This is a genomic window from Oceanirhabdus seepicola, from assembly GCF_023684385.1.
In the GTDB taxonomy this organism is placed as follows: Bacteria; Bacillota; Clostridia; order Clostridiales; family Clostridiaceae; genus Oceanirhabdus; species Oceanirhabdus seepicola.
Window position 1 is genome coordinate 316,234 of record NZ_JAGSOJ010000001.1, and the last position, 21,065, is coordinate 337,298.

Consider the following 21,065-nt stretch of genomic DNA (forward strand, 5'->3'; position numbering starts at 1 on the left):
TCACCACACCTCTACTTATAAAATTATCTCATTCCACCCTTTAACTTCATGAATTCCAAGTCCTGGTTCATTAGATACTTTAATAATATTCTTATCTATATTTACTCCTCCTACAATAGAATCTTCTTTAAACATTAGCATTGTATCAAGGTCAGCTTTAATCATGTTTCTTCTTGCTACAGCTAAGGAAGCAGCAGCAGTTATACCAATTTTACTTTCTAGCATACACCCCATCATACACTTTATACCAACAATCTCAGCCATGTTAATTATCTTAATAGCATTGTGAAAGCCGCCACATTTCATTAGTTTAATATTAATTAAATCGGCTCCTCTTGTCTGAATAATCTTTAACGCATCTGGAGCACCTTGAACAGATTCATCCGCTAAAATTTCTGTTTCAACATGGTCTGTAACATATTTCAATCCATCATAATCCCATGCCTTTACAGGTTGTTCAATGAAATCTATATCCAATCCCATATCTTCCATCTTTCTTATAGTTCTTACTGCCTCTTTAGGTCTCCATCCTTGATCAGCATCAACTCTTAATGTTACTCCTTTTCTAACAGATTTCTTTAATACATTTAATCTATCAATGGCAACCTGAGAATCTGTCCCAACTTTTACTTTTAAATGGGTATACCCTTTCATAATTGCATCCAATGAACTTGTTACCATCTCTTCAACAGTACCAAAGTTTATTGTTATATCAGTCTCAATTTCATTTCTATATCCACCAAAAAACTTATATAGAGGTATCCCATACTTTTTACCAAATAAGTCATAAATAGCCATATCTATAGCTGCTTTTGCAGCACTATTATTCACTAAAGTTTTATCTATTGCTTTAAAAATCCCTTCAGTATCATCAGTTTCTATTCCAATAATTTTAGGTTTTATTAACTTTAGTGCACCTAAGATTGAATCTTCAGTATCTCCAGTAATTTGAGATGTTGTAGCGGCACTTCCAATTCCAATTTCACCTTCATCAGTTATAACTTTAACCACTATCTCTTCAGGAGTTTCAATAATTCTCTGCGCTCTTTTATAAGTTCTCTTTAAAGGAAGGTCAATCTTACCTACTTTTATATCTCTTATTCTCATAATGTTACCTCTCATAACTTTTTTTAAAAAACAAATAAATTCTTACACTCTAGTTGTAAGAATTTATTTTTCTATCCCTTTATATTAACATATCTCTTTTAATTTATACAAGTAATTTTCTAAGGTTTGCTGAGATTTTCGAACATGTATAAATTATTTTTTGTAATGAACACCCTATATAATTTTTCTACTTTGCCAGTTTATATAAAGCATTAGCGTATATTTTAGTATTCTTTATTAGGTTGTGTATTGTAATATACTCATTAGGCTTATGAATTGTATCTGGCTCTCCTGGGAACTGAGGTCCAAATGCTAATATATTAGGCATCTCTTTTGCATAAGTTCCTCCACCAATTGAAATCAATTCAGCTCTATTTCCAGTCTCTTCTTCATAAACTTCCTGAAGACTTTTTACTAATGGATGGTCTTCTGGATAATATAGAGGTTCTTGATGAACGAAATTTTCTATAGTAATACCTTTATCTTTAAGTGTTTCCTTAGCAGGGTTTAACATATCATCAAGTGTTTTTGTTACAGGATATCTAAGATTAAGAATAACCTTACTTTCTGAATCCTCCAGATTAATTACTCCAACGTTAAATGAAAGTTTTCCTGAAACTTCATCTTCTAGATAACATCCAAAGTCTTCCCCATGAAGATTCATTCCAATCTTCTCATTCATAAATTTGATATACTCATTTATCTCATTACTTGAGAATGTAATTTTTCCTAAGAAGTTCATCAAAGCCATTATTGAATTAAAACCAAGCTCTGGTGTACTTCCGTGAGCTGATTCGCCCTTGCAAAGAAGTTTAATTTCTCCTTCACAAACTTCACCTTTAAGATCATATCCTGTTCTCTTCACAAATTCATTTAACTTATTTAATATTTCTTCTGTCTCAACACAACTTATAACCGCTTCACATTTATCTGGCACCATGTTAGCCGCTTGGCCTCCATAAACCTTTTTAAGGATCATATCACCTTTTTGCTCCTCAAATTTCTTCACCAAATCAAATATGGTAATACCTTTCTCACCATTTATTAATGGATAATCTGCATCTGGAGTAAATCCAGCAACTGGCGGTTTTTCTCTCTCTAAATAATATTCTAACTCTTTACTTCCTGTCTCTTCATTAGTTCCGAAAATAATTCTTATCTTTTTGCTAATTGAAAGACCTTCATCCATTATAGCCTTAACTCCATATAATGCAGCCACTATAGGTCCTTTATCATCAGTAGTTCCTCTTCCATAAATCTTTCCATCAACAATTTCTCCACCATATGGGTCGTAATTCCAGCCATCGCCCTCTGGAACAACATCTAAATGCCCTAAAGCTGCAACATACTCTTCTCCATCACCGTATTCAGCATAACCTACATATCCATCAAGATTTTTAGTTTTAAATCCAAGTTTTTCACTTATTTCTAATGCCTTTTCAAGAGCAATATATGGTCCTTCACCAAAAGGCTTTCCCTCACTTGCTTCTCCCTCGAGACTTTTAATCTTAACTAACTCTACAGTAGAATTTATAATATCATCCTTCATTCTTTCAATATGTTCATTAATACTCATAATTTATTCTCCTTTCATATGTCAACATTTTAAACCCTTCCAATCACGGATAATTATAGTATAATCTTTCCCTTATTACAATTCAATAACTTAAGGCATATTATTCATGTTTTAATCACATATTAAACCTTCACTTTTTGTCACTTTTACACCATATCTATTAACTCGACATGAAGTTAAAATAATTACAATTAAGACAAAAATAAAGAAGAGCAGAGTCTCTTCTTTATTAAATGCATATATTAACTTTTCTATACGTTCAACTAAAACTAAATGGTATAAATTCAATATCATTATACTTATCAAATCTTATCTCAACATATCCATCATAATCAATTGTTTCTTGAAATTGAATTATTTTAAGTTCATTATTTTTTTCTAACTTATCAGTAGTACCTGATTTCTTTTCTTTATATTTTTTATATGCTGCACCATCAGGTCTTTTTACTTTTTCTCCCCATGAATCATAAAATTCTCTCTTATTATTCTTTAAGTATTCAAGAAACTCATTCATAACTCCAAGTTTTCTTAGACCCTTACACAAGTTCATGGGATAATCTATTTTTCTTGTAAATGAGTTTTTATATGGTAGTACCATTAGTTTTCCCTTATCATCTATATAAATATTTTTTAGTTTAGCATCAATTCTAGAAAACTTTGATTTTTTCATTAGTATAATCAAAGAAAGTAATTTACCACACACCTCATCTGTCATACCATTTGATTTAATATACTTTTTAATATGGATTCCCTTCATCTGATCCATAACAAATAAGTTACCTTCTTTATAATAAACCTTTGGAAACTCGTCATAATTCTTCAACTTATTTAGTACCTCATACATCTTATTACATCTTTTTTCTTTAAAAAAGACTTTAATTAATTTAGTATCATCAGGCATCTTAAATGTGTATCCCTTTTTACCCTTTTCAACCAACTCACATTTATACAATTCAATTTTAAATTTTTCCTTCGACTCCTTACATTTTTTTTTCTTAGACATCTTATCCTCCTAAAAGATTACTCATCAATATTGACCTACAATAAACTCTCAATTTCTGTGATATCAATGAAATTTATATCTTCATCTAATTCTTCGATGATAGGTAGATCTACTCCTGTAATAACCCCTCCACCAATACCATAAGCAGTTATTTTTCCTTTTTTTAATTTTTGTTTCTTGTAAAGTTTTTTAGCTGTTTCACTACGGTTTGTACTGTAAATATTCGTCATGCTCACACTATACAACTCAGGATTATTTTCATATAAAGCTTTTAAGAAACTATATAACCCTCCATGACTTTTAAGTCCTTTACATAAATGTCTTGGATAATTCATCCGCCTTGTAAAGTATCCCTTAGGGTCTATCAATTTTATATTCTCTTCATTATCCACATAGATATCTTTAAGCCTAACATCTATTCGTGTAAATCCTAGCCTTTGGAATTCATTGAGAAGCTCCACCACTTTCTCAGCTATTTTATCACTCAACCCATCTCTCTTTATTATATCTTTCAAACATTCTCCATCGACCTTTTCTCTTACAATATAGTTTTCACCTATTTCAACTAAGTTCGGAAAATATCTATTCCCATGTACTCTTAAAAGGATATCTCCTTCTCTATCACAAGTAATATCCTCTCTAAATATCTTAATAACTTTATCTTTTGATATGCTATAAACTATGCCGTTATTGCCTGCTCCAATAAATTCCCAACCTGGAGATACTGCATCAACCCTTTCACCATAAATTCTTTTATTTATTATCATATAACACCAACCTAAATTACTAATGCTATTAATAGTATATTTATCACTTATAATCTTTGACACAAAAAAAGCATGCAATGCATGCTTTAAAAAAAGTTAACAATGGACAATATCCACTATTCTTTTATATTTTCTATATATTAAAGAAATTCAGTTGTTCATAGTTCTTTTTATTACTAAGATTACTTACAGTCAATCCAATAAGTCTTATTGCCTCATTAAATTCTATGGAATTGAATATTTCCCTGGAAATCTCTTTTATTTCATCACTTTCATTAAAATATACATCTATTGTTTTGCTACGAGTATGTGTTTCAAAATTACGAGTTTTATATTTAATTGTTATTGTTTTTCCATAAAGCCTTTTACTTTTTAACATAAACGCTATCTCATCACAATATTGACTAATTATTTCCCATAGTTCAGCTTTTTCACTTATATCTTCAGTAAATGTTGTTTCTTTTCCATAGGATTTCCTCTCTCTTTTAGTTATAACAGTTCTTTCATCTCTTCCCCGTATTCTCCAGTATATATCTTCTCCCCATTTACCAAAATAATTTTTATACAATTCAATTGGTAAATTATATAAATCCTCCACGGTCTGTACTCCTATTTTGAATAATTTTTCTGCAGATTTTGCACCGATTCCATATACTTTTCTTATTTTAAGTGGAAAAAGAATTTCTGGCATATCTTCTTTTCTTATTATTTTCAATCCGTTTGGTTTGTTCCAATCACTTGCAAGCTTTGCAAGAAATTTATTGTATGATATACCTATTGATATATTTAATCCGATTTCATCTTTAATATCATTTTTTATTCTAGTAGCTACTTCTATTGGATTTTCATGCAAATGAGATATATCAAGATAAGCCTCATCTATTGAGAGTGGTTCAATAAGTTCTGTATATCTATATAGTATTTTAAATATTTCATCAGAAATTTCTTTATATCTCCAATGCCTCGGTCTAATATAAATACCTTTAGGACAAAGAGCTCTTGCTTTAAATATTGGCATTGCAGAATGAACTCCAAATGTTCTTGCCTCATAAGAACAAGTAGCCGCAACTCCTCTTGAGGATGTTCCTCCTACAATTACTGGTTTATTTTTCAAAGCTGGGTTATCCATCACCTCTACCTCAGCAAAAAACGCGTCCATATCCACATGAAGTATAATCCTATCCATATTTTCACTCCTGATGATAATTTTATAATATTAAAAAAGCCTAGGTTTCCACCTAGGCCCTGTGCTTTTAACTCTTAAGTTCACTGTACAATGCTGAATATATATCCACCTAAACAAACACCTTTTTTCGTTGCCAATTATATTTAATTAGGTTATTATTCCAGCATATGTCACTTTAAAACATTTACACATTAATTATATCATAACTAATATTCTTTTACAATAATTTAATTATATCCTTAATTTCTTTATTTATACCTTAGAATTTTCATTAATCAACGCATCTATAGCAAGTTTATATCCATACATCCCAAATCCACATATACTACCAATACATACAGGAGCTATAAATGATTTATGCCTGAATTCTTCTCTTTTAAAAATGTTAGATATATGAACTTCTACTGTAGGGATATTTACACTTTTCAATGCATCCATAATTGCTATACTATAATGGGTATATGCACCAGCATTTATTACAATTCCATCAACATTTTCATAAGCCTTCTGTATTTTGGTTACTATTTCCCCTTCAATATTACTTTGATAATGTTCAATATGAATTTTTTTTTCTTCCCCAATAGCATGAATAAAATCTTTTAGCTGATCATATGTTTCAACACCATAAATAGCCTTTTCTCTTATTCCTAACATATTAATGTTAGGCCCATTAATCACAAGTATCTTCATACTTTTCCCTCTTCTCTCATTATACTATTGATTGTATCATCTATATTTCCATTGTTATCAATTAAAAAGTCACATACTTCTTCATAAATATCTTTTCTCTCATTATATAGTTTTACCAATTGCTCTTTTTTCTCCACAAGTGGTCTATGATTATTTCCCTGAATATCATTATATATTTTATCAACATCTCTATCTATAAAGTATATTGTTCCGTTGTATTTCATAGAAAATATATTCTCTTCTCTTTTTATTGCTCCTCCTCCTGTTGAAATAATACATCTCTTTTCCATTGAAATTTCTTTTAATACTTCTTCTTCAATATTTCTAAAGTAATCTTCCCCATCTTTAAAAATTTCAGAAATTGATTTACCAGCTTTCTTTTCTATCATTTCATCACAATCTATTAGCTTTAATCCTAACTTTCCACTCATTATTCTCCCTATTGTACTTTTCCCACTACCAGGCATACCAATGAGAACTATATTTTTTTCACTATTCTTTTCCTTTAAACATATATCAAAGATCTCTTTTACAGCATCAGGTGGAATTATTATCTCGTTCCAAATCTCTTCTGATTTTAATCCTTGAATAACCAGCATATATAGTCCATTTGAACACTTAACCCCATTTTTCATTGCGTATTGAAGAAATCGTGTTCTAGATGGATTATATATTAAATCAAAAATGAACTCTCTTCCCTTTATATATTTTTCCTCAATAGGTGATACATCTATAATTGGAAACATACCAACAGGAGTAGTATTGATTAATATTTCATAACTATTATATCTATGTAAATTCTCATAACTGTCAACTTTATATGTACTTATTACACTATCAGGATTTCTACTAATTAAAACAATATCCCTCACACCCATGTCTTCAAGGCATGCTATCACAGCTTTACTTGCCCCTCCAGTTCCTAGTATAATAACTTTTTTTTCTTTTACAGTCACATTATTAATAATAAAGGTTTCTTTTATGCCTAAGTAATCAGTATTATACCCTGTACTTTTTCCATCCTTGAATTTAATAGTATTAACTGCCCCTATACTTTTAACTTCCTCAGATATTTCATCAATAAATTTCATTACATCTTGTTTATAAGGAATTGTTACATTTATTCCTATAACTCCAATATCATCAAAATATTGAAGCTTGTTTTCAATATCATCTCTATCAAACTCATAAAGCTTGTATTCACCAGCTATTCCTTGAGCTTTAAAGAATTCATTATGTATAAAAGGTGAAAAGCTATGAGTAAGTTTCTTTCCTATTAAACCATAATTAAATTTATTTTTCATTATTCACTCTATTTCCTTCCTGAATCTCTTTACTCATTTTCATAAGCTCTTTCAGAAACTCTGAAATATACTCTTTATATTTCTCCTCTCTGCCTTCAATTACTTCTGCTATTATCTCATCTTCCCTCTTCTTATCGTATATTTTCATTCCTTTTTGTCTTTTATATTCTCCAATTTCCTCAGAAATCTTCATTCTCTCTATGAATAACTCTATTAATCCATTATTTACTCTATCAATCTCTTCTCTTAAATGATTTAAATCCTTCATCTTCCTTTTTCCTCTCTAATACTAAATCAAGTATTGCTATAGCAGTGGCATTATCTATAACTGGTAAGGCCCTCGGAATTATACAAGGATCATGTCGTCCAGTAATATTTAGAATTGTATTTTTCATGTTAGATATATCTGCCGTCTGTTGCTCTTTACCTATTGATGGAGTTGGTTTTATCACTGTTCTGAATATAATAGGCATGCCATTTGTTATTCCCCCAGTTACTCCTCCATTATTATTAGTTAATGTTATTATCTTATTGTCCATAACACTCATCTCATCATTGCTTTGAGATCCTCTCATACTTGCAAATCTAAAACCTTCTCCAAATTCTACCCCTTTAACTGCTGGTATTGAAAATAGCATACTACTGATAGAACTCTCTACTGAATTGAAGAAAGGACTACCTACACCTGGCTTTACGTTCAACACTAAGGTTTCAACTACTCCACCAACTGAATCGTCATCTTCTTTAGCTTTTAATATCTCACTCATCATTTTATCTTTTAGCTTTTCATCTATTATAGGAAATTGGTTTTTGTAATCCGTTAGTCTTTTAATTGTTTCTTCATTTGTTTTTTCTTTTGAAAACCTTTCGTCCTTAACATCTCCTATTTGAGCAATATGTGATATTATTTCCATTCCCATATTTTTAAGAATATTTCTCGCAAATGCTCCTGCCATTACTATGGCAGCTGTAAGTCTTCCTGAAAAATGACCGCCGCCTCTATAATCATTATAACCAAAGTATTTTTCATATCCACTATAATCAGCATGACCTGGCCTCATTTTGCTTTTAATTTCTGAGTAATCCCTACTCCTTTTGTCTTGATTTTCTATAAAAAGATTAATAGGTGTTCCTGTTGTATATCCTTCAAAAATTCCACTTAGGACTTTAAAATCATCCTCTTCTTGTCTTCCAGTTGTGTATTTATTCTTTCCAGGCTTTCTTCTATATAATTCTTTATTAATAAATTCATAGGGAAATTCAATACCACCTGGAAGTCCATCAATCACAATCCCTACTCCTGGTCCATGAGATTCTCCATAAATAGTTATTCTATAGTTCTTTCCCCAACTTCCACTCAAAAGCTTCTCCTCCTAACGATCTATAATCTTCCCAGAATTTCGGGTAGGATTTCTCTACACTTTTCCAACCAGTTAAAATCAGAGGCTCTTTGCATTTAGCACTGGCAATAGCTAAAGCCATAGCTATTCTATGATCATTCCAACTATCAACTACCCCTCCATTTAAATATTTCACACCTTTAATTGTAAGATTATCATAGCCTTCTTCTATGTTTGCTCCTAATTTTTTAAGTTCACTAGTAATAGAAGTCAATCTATCACTCTCTTTCATCCTCAATCTTTCCCCATTTATTATCCTCGTAGTCCCTTCACTTACTGCCCCTAATACTGTTAAAATTGGTGCTAAATCTGGACACTCTGATACGTCAATAGTTGTTCCTATTGTCTTACTCTCTTCAACAACAATATCCCCCTCTATATTTTTGATATTCCCATTCATATCTTTTACTATTTCTTCAATTATTTTATCACCTTGCACAGAATCTCTGCTAAGGGATTTCATTCTAATTTTTTCTCCAAGAATCCCTCCTGCAATCCAGAAAGCACTCTGTGAATAATCCCCTTCAACAAAATACTTTCTTCCTGAATATTTCTGTTTACCCTTTATAATAAATTCTTTATAATCCTTATTTATAACCTCTACACCAAAATCCTTAAGCACCTTGATTGTAAGATTTACATACCCTTTTGATTGCAATTCTGTTGTCACCTTAATGACAGAATCACCCTCAATTAATGGAAGGGCAAACATTAACCCAGTTATAAACTGTGAACTCACATCTCCTCTTAAACAGTACTCTCCTGATTTAAGATTTCCCTTTAAATCTAATGGGAGTTTTCCATCTCTATTTTCAAATTTTATTCCCATCTTATTAAATATGTCATAATACACCCCTAAAGGTCTTTCTATGAGTTTTCCTTCTCCAGTGAACTTTCCACCATTATTTATCACTAAAGCTATGGGTATTAAAAATCTTAATGTTGAACCTGATTCTCTACATGTAATTTCAGAGTTCTCATTATTATTCTTAAAACCTTCTATCTCAAGTTTATAGTACTTGTTATCCTCAAGTATATTTATCTTTGCTCCAAGCTTTCTCATACCTTCAATTGTAGATAATATATCTTTTGATATATCTACATTAAATATCTCACTCTTACCCTTACTCAATGAAGCACAAATTATAGCTCTATGAGCATCGCTTTTTGAAGGAGGAACTAATACCTCTCCATTAAGTTTTTTATTTTGAATTTTTAAAGCAATCATCTGAATTTTCCTTTCTTCATATGTTTTGTATATACTATTATTTAAAGACTAGATAAATCTACAAAGTAGTTTATCTATACAAATATTTCTTCTGTCATCTTTGATATTTCTTCTAAAGGAACATGCTTTATGAAGCATTCACCTATTTCTTTCAGTAAGATTAATTTCACTCCAGATGCACTTGCTTTTTTATCTTTAATAATAGCTCTATATGCATATTCGCTATCAATCCCTTGAATATTAATAGGTAAATTGTTTTTCAATAATATATTTTTGATTTTTTCAGCTGTTCCTATTACAGTATATCCTTTACTTTCACTCCACTTAGTAATTAAATACATTCCTATAGCAACAGCCTCACCATGTTTGAATTTTTCATAATCATCAATTCCTTCAATAACATGACCAATGGTATGACCAAAATTTAATATATTTCTAATTCCGATATCTTTCTCATCCTTTTGAACTACATCTATTTTGAGTTCAATACATCTTCTTATGATTTGTTCTAGTTTACACTTATAAATCACTCTTGTGTCATGTAAATTTCCAATATCATAAATCTTATCAAATAATATTTCATCTAAAATACATCCATATTTTATTATCTCAGCACATCCATTATTAAATTCTCTCTTCTGTAAAGTATTTAAAACATCAATATCTATAATCACATTTTGTGGTTGATAAAATGCGCCCACTCTATTCTTATTATTACCAAGATTTATTGCAGTTTTTCCTCCAACGCTACTGTCTACTTGTGATAATACAGTTGTTGGCACCTGTATTAAATCTATCCCTCTCAAATATGTACTAGCAGCAAATCCTGTTAAATCCCCTATAACACCACCACCAAAAGCTATTATTAAATCATCTCTTTTTATTCCTCTTAAATTTAGTTCAGAATATATCTCTCCCAAAGTATTCATACACTTTGATTTTTCACCAGGTTCCAAAATTATTAAACTCCCTGAAATTTTCTCACATATATCATCCATAGTTCCCTTATATAACTCATATACAGTTTCATCTGTTATAATACACACTCCTTCATATCCACGAGCATATATTATTTTTTGAATTTCCTCAATATTACAGAAAGATATCTCAATGTTTCTTTCTTCCCTTTTTATGTTAAATTTTATTTTATCCATATTTATTGCTCTCCGATTTTAATTGTAAATTATAGATAAACCTATAAAGTAGTTTATCTATATATCATTATATCAAAAGCTCCTAAAAATTCATATAATCATAGAAGAAAGTAGCTAAAAGAAAAAAAGCACGCTTAGCGTGCTTTAATGCATGTTTCTCAATAACATTAAAATTTCTCGAAGAGAAATGTGAATCCTTGTCCACTGTCAACTCTCAACTATGTTTTTAAGCTATTCTTCACTAATATCAAAGTCTACATCTGGATTACTTTCCTCGTTCGGATTGTTTATTCCCTCATTTGGGTTATTTATTCCCTCATTAGGATTGTTTATTTCCTCATTTGGATTGTTTATTTCCTCATTTGGATTGCTTATTTCCTCATTCGGATTGTCTATTCCCTCATTCGGATTGTCTATTCCCTCATTTGGATTGTCTGTTCCCTCATTTGGATTGTCTATTCCCTCATTGGGATTGTCTATTCCCTCATTCGGATTATCTATTCCCTCATTTGGATTATCTATTCCCTCATTTGGATTATCTATTTCCTCATTTGGATTGTCTATTCCCTCATTTGGATTATCTATTTCCTCATTTGGATTGTCTATTCCCTCGTTCGGATTGTCTATTCCCTCATTCGAATCATTATTTTCTTCTGATTCATTATCGCCTTCTCCAGAATTCTGTTCCCCATCTGAATTATCCTCAGTGTTGTTATTTTCATTATTACTATCATTATCTCCTGGTACTTCATTCTCTTCTTCAGCAGGTTTCTCTGGTTTAGGTGGCTGATAATAATAGTATTCAGAAGATTTATAATCGAACTTTTCGTAATTACTAGGAACATACTCAATATCTTCAAATATAAAATCATGCATAGCTTTTTTAACTTGTCCCAAATCCATAAGGAATACATATACACCTTTATAAATTCTGCCCTCTGTCAATTCATCAGGTGGTATTTGCATCTGCTTTATATCAAAGTTATTTATTTTAAGTACCTTCTTAGCAAGACCTAACATCTCACCTAAATCTATATTAGTCTTAACATAATTAGTCATCTCTTCAGCAAGCGAGAAATAATTTAGTCCTGAAAGCTTATTAATTAATAGATTTATTACTTCTCGTTGTCTTGAAGTTCTTCCAAAACTTCCACCAGTTGAGTGTCTCATTCTTGAATAAGCTAAAGCTTGTCTTCCATCAAGATGTGTATTCCCAGTCTCCCACTTAAAGTCTGCTATACCTGCAATATAATTATATTCTTCTCTTGTAATATTAGGATTATCCTTTATTCTGTAAGCAGCACCTTCATCTCTTGCATCCAATAAGCGCGCTCTTTCAAGAATATTTCTGAACTTTGTATATCCCTTCTTTGAAGGATCATCATAAACATCTAAAAGAAGACATCTATTTAACTCATTAAGTTCTTCATTATCATTAATATTTACATCAATTCCACCTAAGATCTCGACGACTGTTTTAAATCCGCCGAAGTCGATTTTAACATATTTATCTAATTTAATATCAAAGTTTTCTTGTATAGTTTCCATGAGGAGTGAAGCTCCCCCATAAGCATATGAATGGTTAAGCTTTTCCCAAGAATCTGATCTATTGTTACTTTCAGGAATATGAACATAACTGTCTCTCATCAAAGAGGTCAACCTCATATCCTTATTTTTTTCGTCAATAGTAAGTATCATTATTGCATCTGATCTCTCACCTTCTCCATCCATTCTGTTATCTGTACCAATAAGAAGTATATTAGTTATATAATTTTCTTCTCTAGAAGAATTATCATTTTTATCTTCGTTTTTTTTATCTTCAATAACTTTTCCATTTGAAACATCAGAAGTGTCATCTTCAATTTTCTGTGCTAAGTGAAAAAAATAAAGGCCTCCAGCCATCACCAAACTCAATGTCAAAACTAACATAGTCAAGAGAATCTTTTTCCCATATCCAGACTTCTTTTTTCTTTTACTTCTTCTCACCTATTCTCTCTCCTTACTTTGAATGTTCTTGCTTGTCCACGTCATATATTATAACATATTAAAAGGTCAAAATTTTATGTTAAAATTTAATTTTATGTAACAATTACAAGTAAAAACAGAAAACACTCCAAAACAGATAACAAATATTGTTGATATTCTTCAGAATATCTTAAACTTTATTTACTCATACAATAATTAAACTCACTGAAAACCATGTTATCCAGCGAGTTTATTGTTTAATTTCTGTATATATTTCTCAGCTTAATAAGATGAAAAAGAAACTCTTCCATTCTTAACAACTAATTTAGCATTGAAAACTTCTCCACTTTTAGATTTAAATCCTTCAATCAAAGAAGTCTCACCGTATTTAACAAGATTCTTTATTTCTTTTAAGTCTAGTTCTATTCCAGCTACAGTCCCAATAAAGAACTTACAACCGTTCATCCAGTTTGTACAGCCATATCCCTTTTTGTTCTTTACCACATGACCTCTCTTGCATATAGGACATATACCTAAATTATTTTCATCAATATATTTTATTTCACTAACTTTCAATGTCTCTTTAAATACCTTGCCAAGGTCAATATTTTTATTATATCTAAGGGCTTTAGATGTATTTTTCTCAATATACTCAGTAAGTTTACCCATAAATATATCCTTATCGATTTCTTTATCCACAACCATCTGCAATCCTTTTTCCCAAGATGCAGTAAGCTTTGGATTTAGAATACTAGGTATTGAACTATTCACAATATCAAATATGAGTTCTCCAAGTGTAGAAGGAGTTATAATCTGGGTTTTAGCATTCAGATTCACATAATCCTTCTCTACAAGCTTATTTAAAATATCTGCTCTTGTTGCACTGGTACCAATACCGCTTCCTTTTATCTGTTCACGTAATTCTTCATCCTCTATAAGTTTACCTGCATTCTCCATGGCAAGTATTATACTACCTGTGCTATATCTCTTTGGAGGAGAAGTTTCTCCTTCTTTCATTCTTATGTCATCTACCTCAAACTTCATTCCCTTTTTTATACCAATTAGTGACACATTTTCTTCTTCATCCTTTTTCTTCTTCCCTTTTGAATAATATACTTTCTCATAGCCTTTATCACTTTGTTCCTTTTGGGAAGTAAAGAATTTCTCTCCATTAATATCAACAATAACACTTGTTGTAACAAATTCAGCATCCTTAAGAAATATGGCAAGAAATCTTCGCACTATTAAATCATAAATATCCTTCTCCAATTTAGGTAATGAGTTTAGATTTCCTAATCCTTCACCTGTTGGAATAATAGCATAGTGATCTGTTATCTTCTTATCATCAACATACTTTTTCTTTTCTATTCCTTTATGAAGACCACCTGTACTTATTTCTTTTAGTGCTTCAGTAATTTCTTGATTGTACTTAAGTCCTGTTAGCTTTTTAAGCATCTTTGGAATCTCTTTTGCTACTGCAGTTGATACTACCCTTGCATCTGTTCTTGGATATGTCACCATTTTCTTCTCGTATAAACTTTGAACACAAGATAATGTCTTATTAGGGTCAATCTTATATCTTTTTGAACATTCATTCTGTAATTCAGCTAAGTTGAATAACAAAGGAGGACTCTTCTTCTGCTTCTTTTTCTTTACCTCATCTACAATTCCTTTTCCACCGTTATTCTTATACTCATTTATTTCATTTATGAACTGTTCACAATCTTCTTTTTTATTAAAACCATTCTCATTATACAACTTTGGCGTATTATGGAATTTGGATCCTTCTACCACTTTCCATAAGACTTTTAATTTTCTTTCATCCTCATTATTCAGATCACATTCAACCTTATAAAAGAATGTCTTATCAAAATTTCTTATCTCTCTTTCACGCTGAACTATCATAGCAAGTACACAAGTCATTACTCTACCCACAGCAATAACAACATTTTTTTTATTTAACATTCTTCTCAGATAATCTCCATAAAGTAATGTCAATATTCTAGAAAAGTTAATCCCAACTAAATAATCTTCTTTAGCTCGTAAAAATGCTGCATCACTCAAAGAATCATACTCACTTAAGTCTTTAGCCTCTTTAACGCCTCTAAGGATTTCCTCTTCTGTCTGAGAGTCTATCCACACTCTTTTCTTATCTTTTCCTTGACATTGTGACATCATATCAACAAGTCTATATATATACTCCCCTTCTCTTCCTGAGTCAGTACACACATATACTCTATCAACATCTTCTCTATTAAGCAATTCACATACTATATCAAATTGTTTTTTAACGCCTGGGATTGTTTCATATTTAAACTCATCAGGTATGAAAGGAAGATCTTTTAAGTCCCATAACTTTAATTTTTCATCATATACTTCTGGATAACTCATTGAAACAAGATGACCAACACACCATGTAACAATTCCTTTATCCCCTTCAATATACCCATCTCTTTTTGCACCGCTAATCTTTAAAATTTTTCCAAACTCCCGAGCAACCGATGGTTTCTCAGCAATAAATAACGCTTTACCCATAAATATATTCACCTAATTCTATTATTAGTATTGTGTTTACATAAAACTTAATTGTTCATCATCTTCCATAAGGTCAAAAACCTCATCTCTTCCTCTTGATAATAGACAACATACATACATAGCAGTTGTATCGTATCTTGCATCATGATAGGACACTTCACTACAATCAAATAATCTATTTGTAGCATTCATTATATTCTCTTTTTCAATCTGATAATATTGAACTACCTCTTCAAGCTTTGGATTTTTATACCCAACCCCATTCCTAGCTGGGATTTGTGTAATATCTTTAAAATATGCCATAGTACAAAAAGTCTTCTTATAGTCAAACGGAATACCTAACCTCTCAAATTCAGCATTCATGAATTTTAAATCAAAATTAACATTATGTGCAATAATTATTGCATCATTAAAATCATTCTTAATCTCATCTATAGAATCTTGAAATGTCTTCCCACCAGAAAGTTCCTCTAAAAGTTCCATACTAAAACCATGCACTCTCTCAGCACTAGGTTCCATCATATTCACTCTAAAAAATAAATTATTACCTTTTATAAATTCTCCATTCTCTTCAACAATATAAGTTAATTGTCCAATTTGACCTGGTCTAAGACCTGTTGTCTCAGTATCAAAAAAAACGCTTTTCATAATTTTTTATCCTCCTAAGTTGCACCACTATATAAGAGTATATCAAAAAATCATCAAATCTCAAATAATTTCTCTCTATTTAAGAACATCTTTTATCAATCGTTCTCCATTTTTAAATAATATTTTCTCAATATCTCCTATTTTGAATCCTTTTTTCTCTAATTCTTGTATAAGTAGATAATTATAACTTACATTCTCCATTTCAAGAGTTCCACTAATACCATCATAGTCACTGCCTAAAGCTAGTACATCTATTCCTCCAATATTTTTTATATAATTGATATGTTGAACAATCCCCTCAGCTGTTGTTACGTTATTTTCACTTATAAAAGCTGGACAATAATTTATTCCAATTATTCCTCCTCTTTCTCCAATCTTTCTAATCATATCATCAGTTAAATTTCTTGGATGATTGCAAAGACTTCTAGCATTTGAATGGGATGCTACAAAGGGTTTATTAGTGTTTTCATAGATATCATAAAATCCTCTATCTGATAAATGTGAAACATCTATTATCATTCCTAGTTCTTCCATAGTTTTGATAACCTCAAAACCAAATGGTTTTAACCCTAAATTTCTTCCATCAGCAGCTGGAATTCCAATTGAATTTTCATAATTCCAAGTTAAAGTAATCAATCTTACTCCTAATTGATAAAGTTCATTTAGTTTACTTATATCATTACCAATTATTCCACCTTCCTCAACTGTTAAGAAAGCTGATATCTTTCCATTACTTTTATTATCATTATAGTCATTGATACTTCCTGCATATGCTATGGTTTCTTTATTTTCCATTAGCTCTTTTTTAAATATATCTTCCATCTCCAAAGCTACTTGGTAAGGATTCTTATTTAAACCTTTACACTCATCCATATCAATAAAGATAGCGAAGAATTGTGCAAATGCATTAGCTTTCATTAGTTTTTCAATATCAATATGAAAGGGGTTACTCCTTAACTTCTCTTTTCCTCTATGGTTATATAACTGCATCAATGTATCACAATGAAAATCTATTAACATATAATCATCTCCTTAATACTAATAAGACTCTATTCTATTTTACATCATTTTGTCCTCATCAGAACATTAAATTGAAAAGATTATATGACATTTTTCCAGTGGTGACAACATTTTTCGGGTGGTGACATGACAATCTTCGGGTGGTGACAGTCCCCACAAAAAGAAAAACTATACATTATTCAGTTCACATTTTCAAAGATACTATGATACAAGCTCAGAGATTTTATCTAAGATAGACTCAATTGGATGTATATTTTTTTTATGATACAATACTCTTGAATTGTATTCTAGTTAATAATCACATAACACAAGATAATTAACTTATTTAAAATCTATAAATAGCTAATATATGCAACTCTATGGAGGTAATAACATGAAACAATCAATTGTACATATAGCTCTAGTTGTTAAAGATTATGATGAGGCTATTGAATTCTATACTAAGAAACTTAATTTCACATTAATAGAAGACACCTATCAACCTGAACAAGATAAGCGTTGGGTAGTTGTGTCTCCCCCTGGCTCATCAGGTACAACAATACTATTAGCTAGAGCATCAAAAACTGAGCAAGAACCTTTTATCGGTAATCAGACAGGTGGAAGAGTTTTTTTATTTCTAAATACTGATGATTTCTGGAGAGATTACAATGAAATGGTTGCAAAAGAGATAGAATTTGTAAGAGAGCCAAAAGAGGCTCCATATGGCACAGTAGCTGTATTCAAAGATTTATATGGTAATCTATGGGATCTTCTTGAACTTAATGAAGATCACCCTATTTCAAAGCGTATAAAATAAATATACTGATTTTTGTGCAAAGAAACTCCCCTCATCCTAATTCGATGTGGGGAGTTCTTATATTTTAACATCTTTAAATCCTTACAAATGTCTCCATAATTATTAAAACTCTCTATGAAAAATTGATGTTTTGTCCTTATCTTTGAAATCTTCCACAGTATGAATATCTAATCCATGTAGAATTTCATTCATACAAGCACTATCTACTGCTACTTTCACCTTAGATTTTTCTGCAAACTCATTTACTATATTCTTACCTTTATCTGTTGGAATAATAGCCTTAGGACCGCCTACACATCCTCCAACACATCCCATACCTTCAATAAAGTTAGCCTCTATTTCACCTGTTTGAGCTTTGGATAATAGTTCCCTACATTCTTTTACTCCATTTCCTTGAACAACCTTAAGCATTTCGTATTTAACAGGATAAAGACGTTCAATAGCTTCACCAACAGCTATTGAAACTCCACCAGTTCGGGCATATAATCTTCCACCTCTTGATGCATACTCATTAGAGAAATCCTCATCTACCTCCTCTGGATTAATATTAAATGATTCAAATACATCTTTTAATTCTTCAAAAGTTAAAACAAAATCTATATCCCCAATTAGGTCTTGTGCTTTTGATTCAGCTTTTTTAGCAACACACGGTCCTATAAATACAACTTTACATTTTGGATTTAACTTCTTTAAAACCCTTCCAGCTGCTATCATAGGAGAAACTGACGGTGTTACATGTTTAACCAAATCCCCATAAACTCTTTTAACCATCCCAACCCACATTGGGCAACAGCATGAAGTTATCATAAAATCATCTTTTGTATGTATATGCTCATCAAATTCAACAGCTTCTTTTAAAGTAAGCATATCAGCAAAAAAAGCCACTTCTACCATTTCAGTAAATCCAAGATTCTTAAAGGCTGTTCTTAAACGATTAATGTTAGCCTTTTCCCCAAATTGTCCTGTTATTGCAGGGGCAACAGCTGCTATAACTGGTACATCTTCTTTTAATAGTTTAGCAAGCGGAAGAAAATCTACTTTATCTAATATATTTCCATTAGGACACGCCTCCACGCAAAAACCGCAGTCAGTACACTTGAAATTATCAATATAAGTTGTATCAGCTTCTTTATCAACTATAATAGCATTAAAAGGACAAGCGCATTGACAAGCTGTTTTCCCCTCTGAATTTACACACTCCATGGAGCAACTTTTAACTTTAGTTACAATTTTATTATCAAATTTATATGTCCCAATAGCTTTCTTAAGGTTATGAATATAAGCATTTGTAAAATCTATATCAACCCCACAAAGAGAAGATATAATATTAGCAAGTTCTTCTTTATTTACTTCTTTATTGGATAAAATTTTTTCTAGTTCTTCTTCAAAAATATTTTCATAATAAGCATTTATAAGAGTTTTAAATATATTACTATACATTTTATTCAAAAGTACCAACTCCTCACTATTAATTGTTAAACTATAAATATTTTACCATAAAATCACAGTGTATTGTTTGGCCCTATTTTCGATATTAGAGTTTCAGGCGTTGAAAATTTCCAAGGCCAAGGATCATCACAACGTGAGATTGGGCATTTCAAAAGCCTGACACCATATTATGGTGTGCTAAAATATAATATGGTGATTTTTTTCTTTAATGGTATAATTAAATTACATATAATTTATTTTATATTTAGGAGGATCAAATGAAGAAAAAAATAATAAATATACTGAAGTCTAATGATGATTTTATATCTGGTCAAATGTTAAGTGATCAATTTGGAATAACAAGAGCTGCAATTTGGAAATACATAACACAGTTAAAAAAGGAAGGTTATGAGATTGAGTCAATTTCCAGAAAGGGATATCGCTTGATTTCATCACCTGATTTAATTTCATCAGAAGAAATTACTCCCCTCCTTGAAACTAAGGTGTTTGGGAAAAATATAATACACTATGATTCAATACACTCTACAAACTCTCAAGCTAAGCTCTTATGTGATGAAGGCTTACAAGAAGGTTCAGTAATATTAAGTGAAGAACAAACTTCTGGCAGAGGTAGATTAGGCCGTAATTGGTCATCTCCAAAAGGTTCTTCAATATCAATGTCCGTTGTTCTAAAACCAGAAATAAATCCTGTTCATGTTGCAAAAGTTACTCAAATCAGCGCAGCAGCACTTTCTCTTGCTTTTGAAGAGATGGACATTCAATGTAATATTAAGTGGCCAAATGACATTATAATAAATAATAAGAAGGTTTGTGGAATTTTAACGGAAATGAGTTCTGAGCTTAATAAAATTAATTATGTTGTAATGGGAATAGGTATAAATGTAAATATTGATGAAGAAGCTTTTCCTGATGAAATAAAATCTATTGCAACATCTCTGAAAATTGAGTATGGTAAACAAATCTCAAGAAAGCAGATAATAGCTAGTTTCCTAAAATATTTTGAAAATTTATATTTTGAATTCATAAATACGGGTAGTGCTGAAAGCTCTTTTGAGATATGCCGAAAGCGTTCTCTTCTTTTAGGGAAAAATATCTATGTAATAAGAGGATCTGAAAGAACTCCAGCCACAGCTGTATCTATCGATGAAAATGGTGAATTGATAGTAAAATATGAAGATGGAACATTAAGCAACTTAGTTTCAGGTGAAGTATCCGTTAGAAAATCAAATGTATAATT

General features: G+C 30.9%; 18 protein-coding genes. 2 read left to right on the plus strand and 16 right to left on the minus strand.

The genetic code is table 11. From position 1 onward, the window contains the following. Positions 1 to 15: 15 nt before the first annotated feature. The 15 genes from KDK92_RS01455 to KDK92_RS01525 all read right to left on the minus strand — a co-directional run bounded on the left by KDK92_RS01455 (position 16) and on the right by KDK92_RS01525 (position 17,583). Positions 16 to 1,107, minus strand: coding sequence for a dipeptide epimerase (locus tag KDK92_RS01455; protein WP_250857261.1), 1,092 nt, complete (start codon positions 1,105 to 1,107; stop codon positions 16 to 18). A 187-nt stretch (positions 1,108 to 1,294) separates the two neighbouring features. Continuing rightward, positions 1,295 to 2,683, minus strand: a complete 1,389-nt coding sequence (gene pepV, locus KDK92_RS01460; RefSeq protein WP_250857262.1) for a dipeptidase PepV — start codon at positions 2,681 to 2,683, stop codon at positions 1,295 to 1,297. A gap of 259 nt (positions 2,684 to 2,942) precedes the next feature. Then, positions 2,943 to 3,686 (minus strand): hypothetical protein, encoded by a 744-nt coding sequence (locus KDK92_RS01465; RefSeq protein WP_250857263.1) that lies wholly within the window; start codon positions 3,684 to 3,686, stop codon positions 2,943 to 2,945. Positions 3,687 to 3,721: 35 nt separating this feature from the next. After that, positions 3,722 to 4,453, minus strand: coding sequence for a protein kinase (locus tag KDK92_RS01470; RefSeq protein ID WP_250857264.1), 732 nt, complete (start codon positions 4,451 to 4,453; stop codon positions 3,722 to 3,724). A 133-nt stretch (positions 4,454 to 4,586) separates the two neighbouring features. Next, positions 4,587 to 5,639 carry a DNA polymerase IV gene (locus tag KDK92_RS01475; RefSeq protein WP_250857265.1) on the minus strand — a complete coding sequence of 351 codons (1,053 nt, stop codon included), beginning with the start codon at positions 5,637 to 5,639 and terminating at the stop codon, positions 4,587 to 4,589. A 252-nt stretch (positions 5,640 to 5,891) separates the two neighbouring features. Continuing rightward, positions 5,892 to 6,329, minus strand: coding sequence for a type II 3-dehydroquinate dehydratase (gene aroQ / locus KDK92_RS01480; protein ID WP_250857266.1), 438 nt, complete (start codon positions 6,327 to 6,329; stop codon positions 5,892 to 5,894). After that, positions 6,326 to 7,633, minus strand: coding sequence for a shikimate dehydrogenase (aroE, locus tag KDK92_RS01485; RefSeq protein WP_250857267.1), 1,308 nt, complete (start codon positions 7,631 to 7,633; stop codon positions 6,326 to 6,328). The genes aroQ and aroE overlap by 4 nt, the downstream gene beginning before the upstream one ends. Continuing rightward, positions 7,623 to 7,901 carry a chorismate mutase gene (locus KDK92_RS01490; RefSeq protein WP_250857268.1) on the minus strand — a complete coding sequence of 93 codons (279 nt, stop codon included), beginning with the start codon at positions 7,899 to 7,901 and terminating at the stop codon, positions 7,623 to 7,625. Before KDK92_RS01490 ends, aroE begins: the two co-directional genes overlap by 11 nt. After that, positions 7,867 to 8,994 carry a chorismate synthase gene (gene aroC, locus KDK92_RS01495; RefSeq protein ID WP_250857269.1) on the minus strand — a complete coding sequence of 376 codons (1,128 nt, stop codon included), beginning with the start codon at positions 8,992 to 8,994 and terminating at the stop codon, positions 7,867 to 7,869. The genes KDK92_RS01490 and aroC overlap by 35 nt, the downstream gene beginning before the upstream one ends. Further along, positions 8,966 to 10,261 (minus strand): 3-phosphoshikimate 1-carboxyvinyltransferase, encoded by a 1,296-nt coding sequence (aroA, locus tag KDK92_RS01500; protein ID WP_250857270.1) that lies wholly within the window; start codon positions 10,259 to 10,261, stop codon positions 8,966 to 8,968. The genes aroC and aroA overlap by 29 nt, the downstream gene beginning before the upstream one ends. Before the next feature lie 74 nt (positions 10,262 to 10,335). Continuing rightward, on the minus strand, positions 10,336 to 11,415 hold the full coding sequence (gene aroB / locus KDK92_RS01505) for a 3-dehydroquinate synthase (RefSeq protein WP_250857271.1): 1,080 nt from the start codon (positions 11,413 to 11,415) through the stop codon (positions 10,336 to 10,338). Positions 11,416 to 11,646: 231 nt separating this feature from the next. Further along, positions 11,647 to 13,401 carry an LCP family glycopolymer transferase gene (locus KDK92_RS01510; protein ID WP_250857272.1) on the minus strand — a complete coding sequence of 585 codons (1,755 nt, stop codon included), beginning with the start codon at positions 13,399 to 13,401 and terminating at the stop codon, positions 11,647 to 11,649. 261 nt (positions 13,402 to 13,662) lie between these two features. Further along, a complete protein-coding gene (locus tag KDK92_RS01515; protein ID WP_250857273.1) occupies positions 13,663 to 15,915 on the minus strand; it encodes a type IA DNA topoisomerase in 2,253 nt (750 codons plus the stop codon). Positions 15,916 to 15,951: 36 nt separating this feature from the next. Then, positions 15,952 to 16,563, minus strand: coding sequence for a 3'-5' exonuclease (locus KDK92_RS01520; RefSeq protein WP_250857274.1), 612 nt, complete (start codon positions 16,561 to 16,563; stop codon positions 15,952 to 15,954). 75 nt (positions 16,564 to 16,638) lie between these two features. Next, the gene (locus KDK92_RS01525; RefSeq protein ID WP_250857275.1) at positions 16,639 to 17,583 is read right to left on the minus strand and encodes a dipeptidase; all 945 of its coding nucleotides are present in this window, start codon (positions 17,581 to 17,583) and stop codon (positions 16,639 to 16,641) included. Positions 17,584 to 17,956: 373 nt separating this feature from the next. Between KDK92_RS01525 and KDK92_RS01530 the strand changes: the two genes are divergently transcribed. After that, positions 17,957 to 18,379, plus strand: a complete 423-nt coding sequence (locus KDK92_RS01530) for a VOC family protein (RefSeq protein ID WP_250857276.1) — start codon at positions 17,957 to 17,959, stop codon at positions 18,377 to 18,379. Positions 18,380 to 18,481: 102 nt separating this feature from the next. On the opposite strand, the gene KDK92_RS01535 is transcribed toward KDK92_RS01530, so the two are convergent. Next, positions 18,482 to 19,828 (minus strand): [Fe-Fe] hydrogenase large subunit C-terminal domain-containing protein, encoded by a 1,347-nt coding sequence (locus KDK92_RS01535; RefSeq protein WP_250857277.1) that lies wholly within the window; start codon positions 19,826 to 19,828, stop codon positions 18,482 to 18,484. Between the two features lie 257 nt (positions 19,829 to 20,085). On the opposite strand from KDK92_RS01535, the gene KDK92_RS01540 reads away from it, so the two are divergent. Further along, on the plus strand, positions 20,086 to 21,063 hold the full coding sequence (locus tag KDK92_RS01540) for a biotin--[acetyl-CoA-carboxylase] ligase (RefSeq protein WP_250857278.1): 978 nt from the start codon (positions 20,086 to 20,088) through the stop codon (positions 21,061 to 21,063). Positions 21,064 to 21,065 lie beyond the last annotated feature (2 nt).

What these genes read in the sequence shown, in the direction of transcription:
- aroQ (WP_250857266.1), bottom strand. Translation starts at nt 6,329, where the DNA reads ATGAAGATACTTGTGATTAATGGGCCTAACATTAATATGTTAGGAATA.
- KDK92_RS01465 (WP_250857263.1), bottom strand. Translation starts at nt 3,686, where the DNA reads ATGTCTAAGAAAAAAAAATGTAAGGAGTCGAAGGAAAAATTTAAAATT.
- KDK92_RS01515 (WP_250857273.1), bottom strand. Translation starts at nt 15,915, where the DNA reads ATGGGTAAAGCGTTATTTATTGCTGAGAAACCATCGGTTGCTCGGGAG.
- aroB (WP_250857271.1), bottom strand. Translation starts at nt 11,415, where the DNA reads ATGGATAAAATAAAATTTAACATAAAAAGGGAAGAAAGAAACATTGAG.
- KDK92_RS01540 (WP_250857278.1), top strand. Translation starts at nt 20,086, where the DNA reads ATGAAGAAAAAAATAATAAATATACTGAAGTCTAATGATGATTTTATA.
- aroE (WP_250857267.1), bottom strand. Translation starts at nt 7,633, where the DNA reads ATGAAAAATAAATTTAATTATGGTTTAATAGGAAAGAAACTTACTCAT.
- KDK92_RS01490 (WP_250857268.1), bottom strand. Translation starts at nt 7,901, where the DNA reads ATGAAGGATTTAAATCATTTAAGAGAAGAGATTGATAGAGTAAATAAT.
- KDK92_RS01525 (WP_250857275.1), bottom strand. Translation starts at nt 17,583, where the DNA reads ATGTTAATAGATTTTCATTGTGATACATTGATGCAGTTATATAACCAT.
- KDK92_RS01530 (WP_250857276.1), top strand. Translation starts at nt 17,957, where the DNA reads ATGAAACAATCAATTGTACATATAGCTCTAGTTGTTAAAGATTATGAT.
- KDK92_RS01455 (WP_250857261.1), bottom strand. Translation starts at nt 1,107, where the DNA reads ATGAGAATAAGAGATATAAAAGTAGGTAAGATTGACCTTCCTTTAAAG.
- KDK92_RS01520 (WP_250857274.1), bottom strand. Translation starts at nt 16,563, where the DNA reads ATGAAAAGCGTTTTTTTTGATACTGAGACAACAGGTCTTAGACCAGGT.
- KDK92_RS01475 (WP_250857265.1), bottom strand. Translation starts at nt 5,639, where the DNA reads ATGGATAGGATTATACTTCATGTGGATATGGACGCGTTTTTTGCTGAG.
- pepV (WP_250857262.1), bottom strand. Translation starts at nt 2,683, where the DNA reads ATGAGTATTAATGAACATATTGAAAGAATGAAGGATGATATTATAAAT.
- KDK92_RS01470 (WP_250857264.1), bottom strand. Translation starts at nt 4,453, where the DNA reads ATGATAATAAATAAAAGAATTTATGGTGAAAGGGTTGATGCAGTATCT.
- aroA (WP_250857270.1), bottom strand. Translation starts at nt 10,261, where the DNA reads ATGATTGCTTTAAAAATTCAAAATAAAAAACTTAATGGAGAGGTATTA.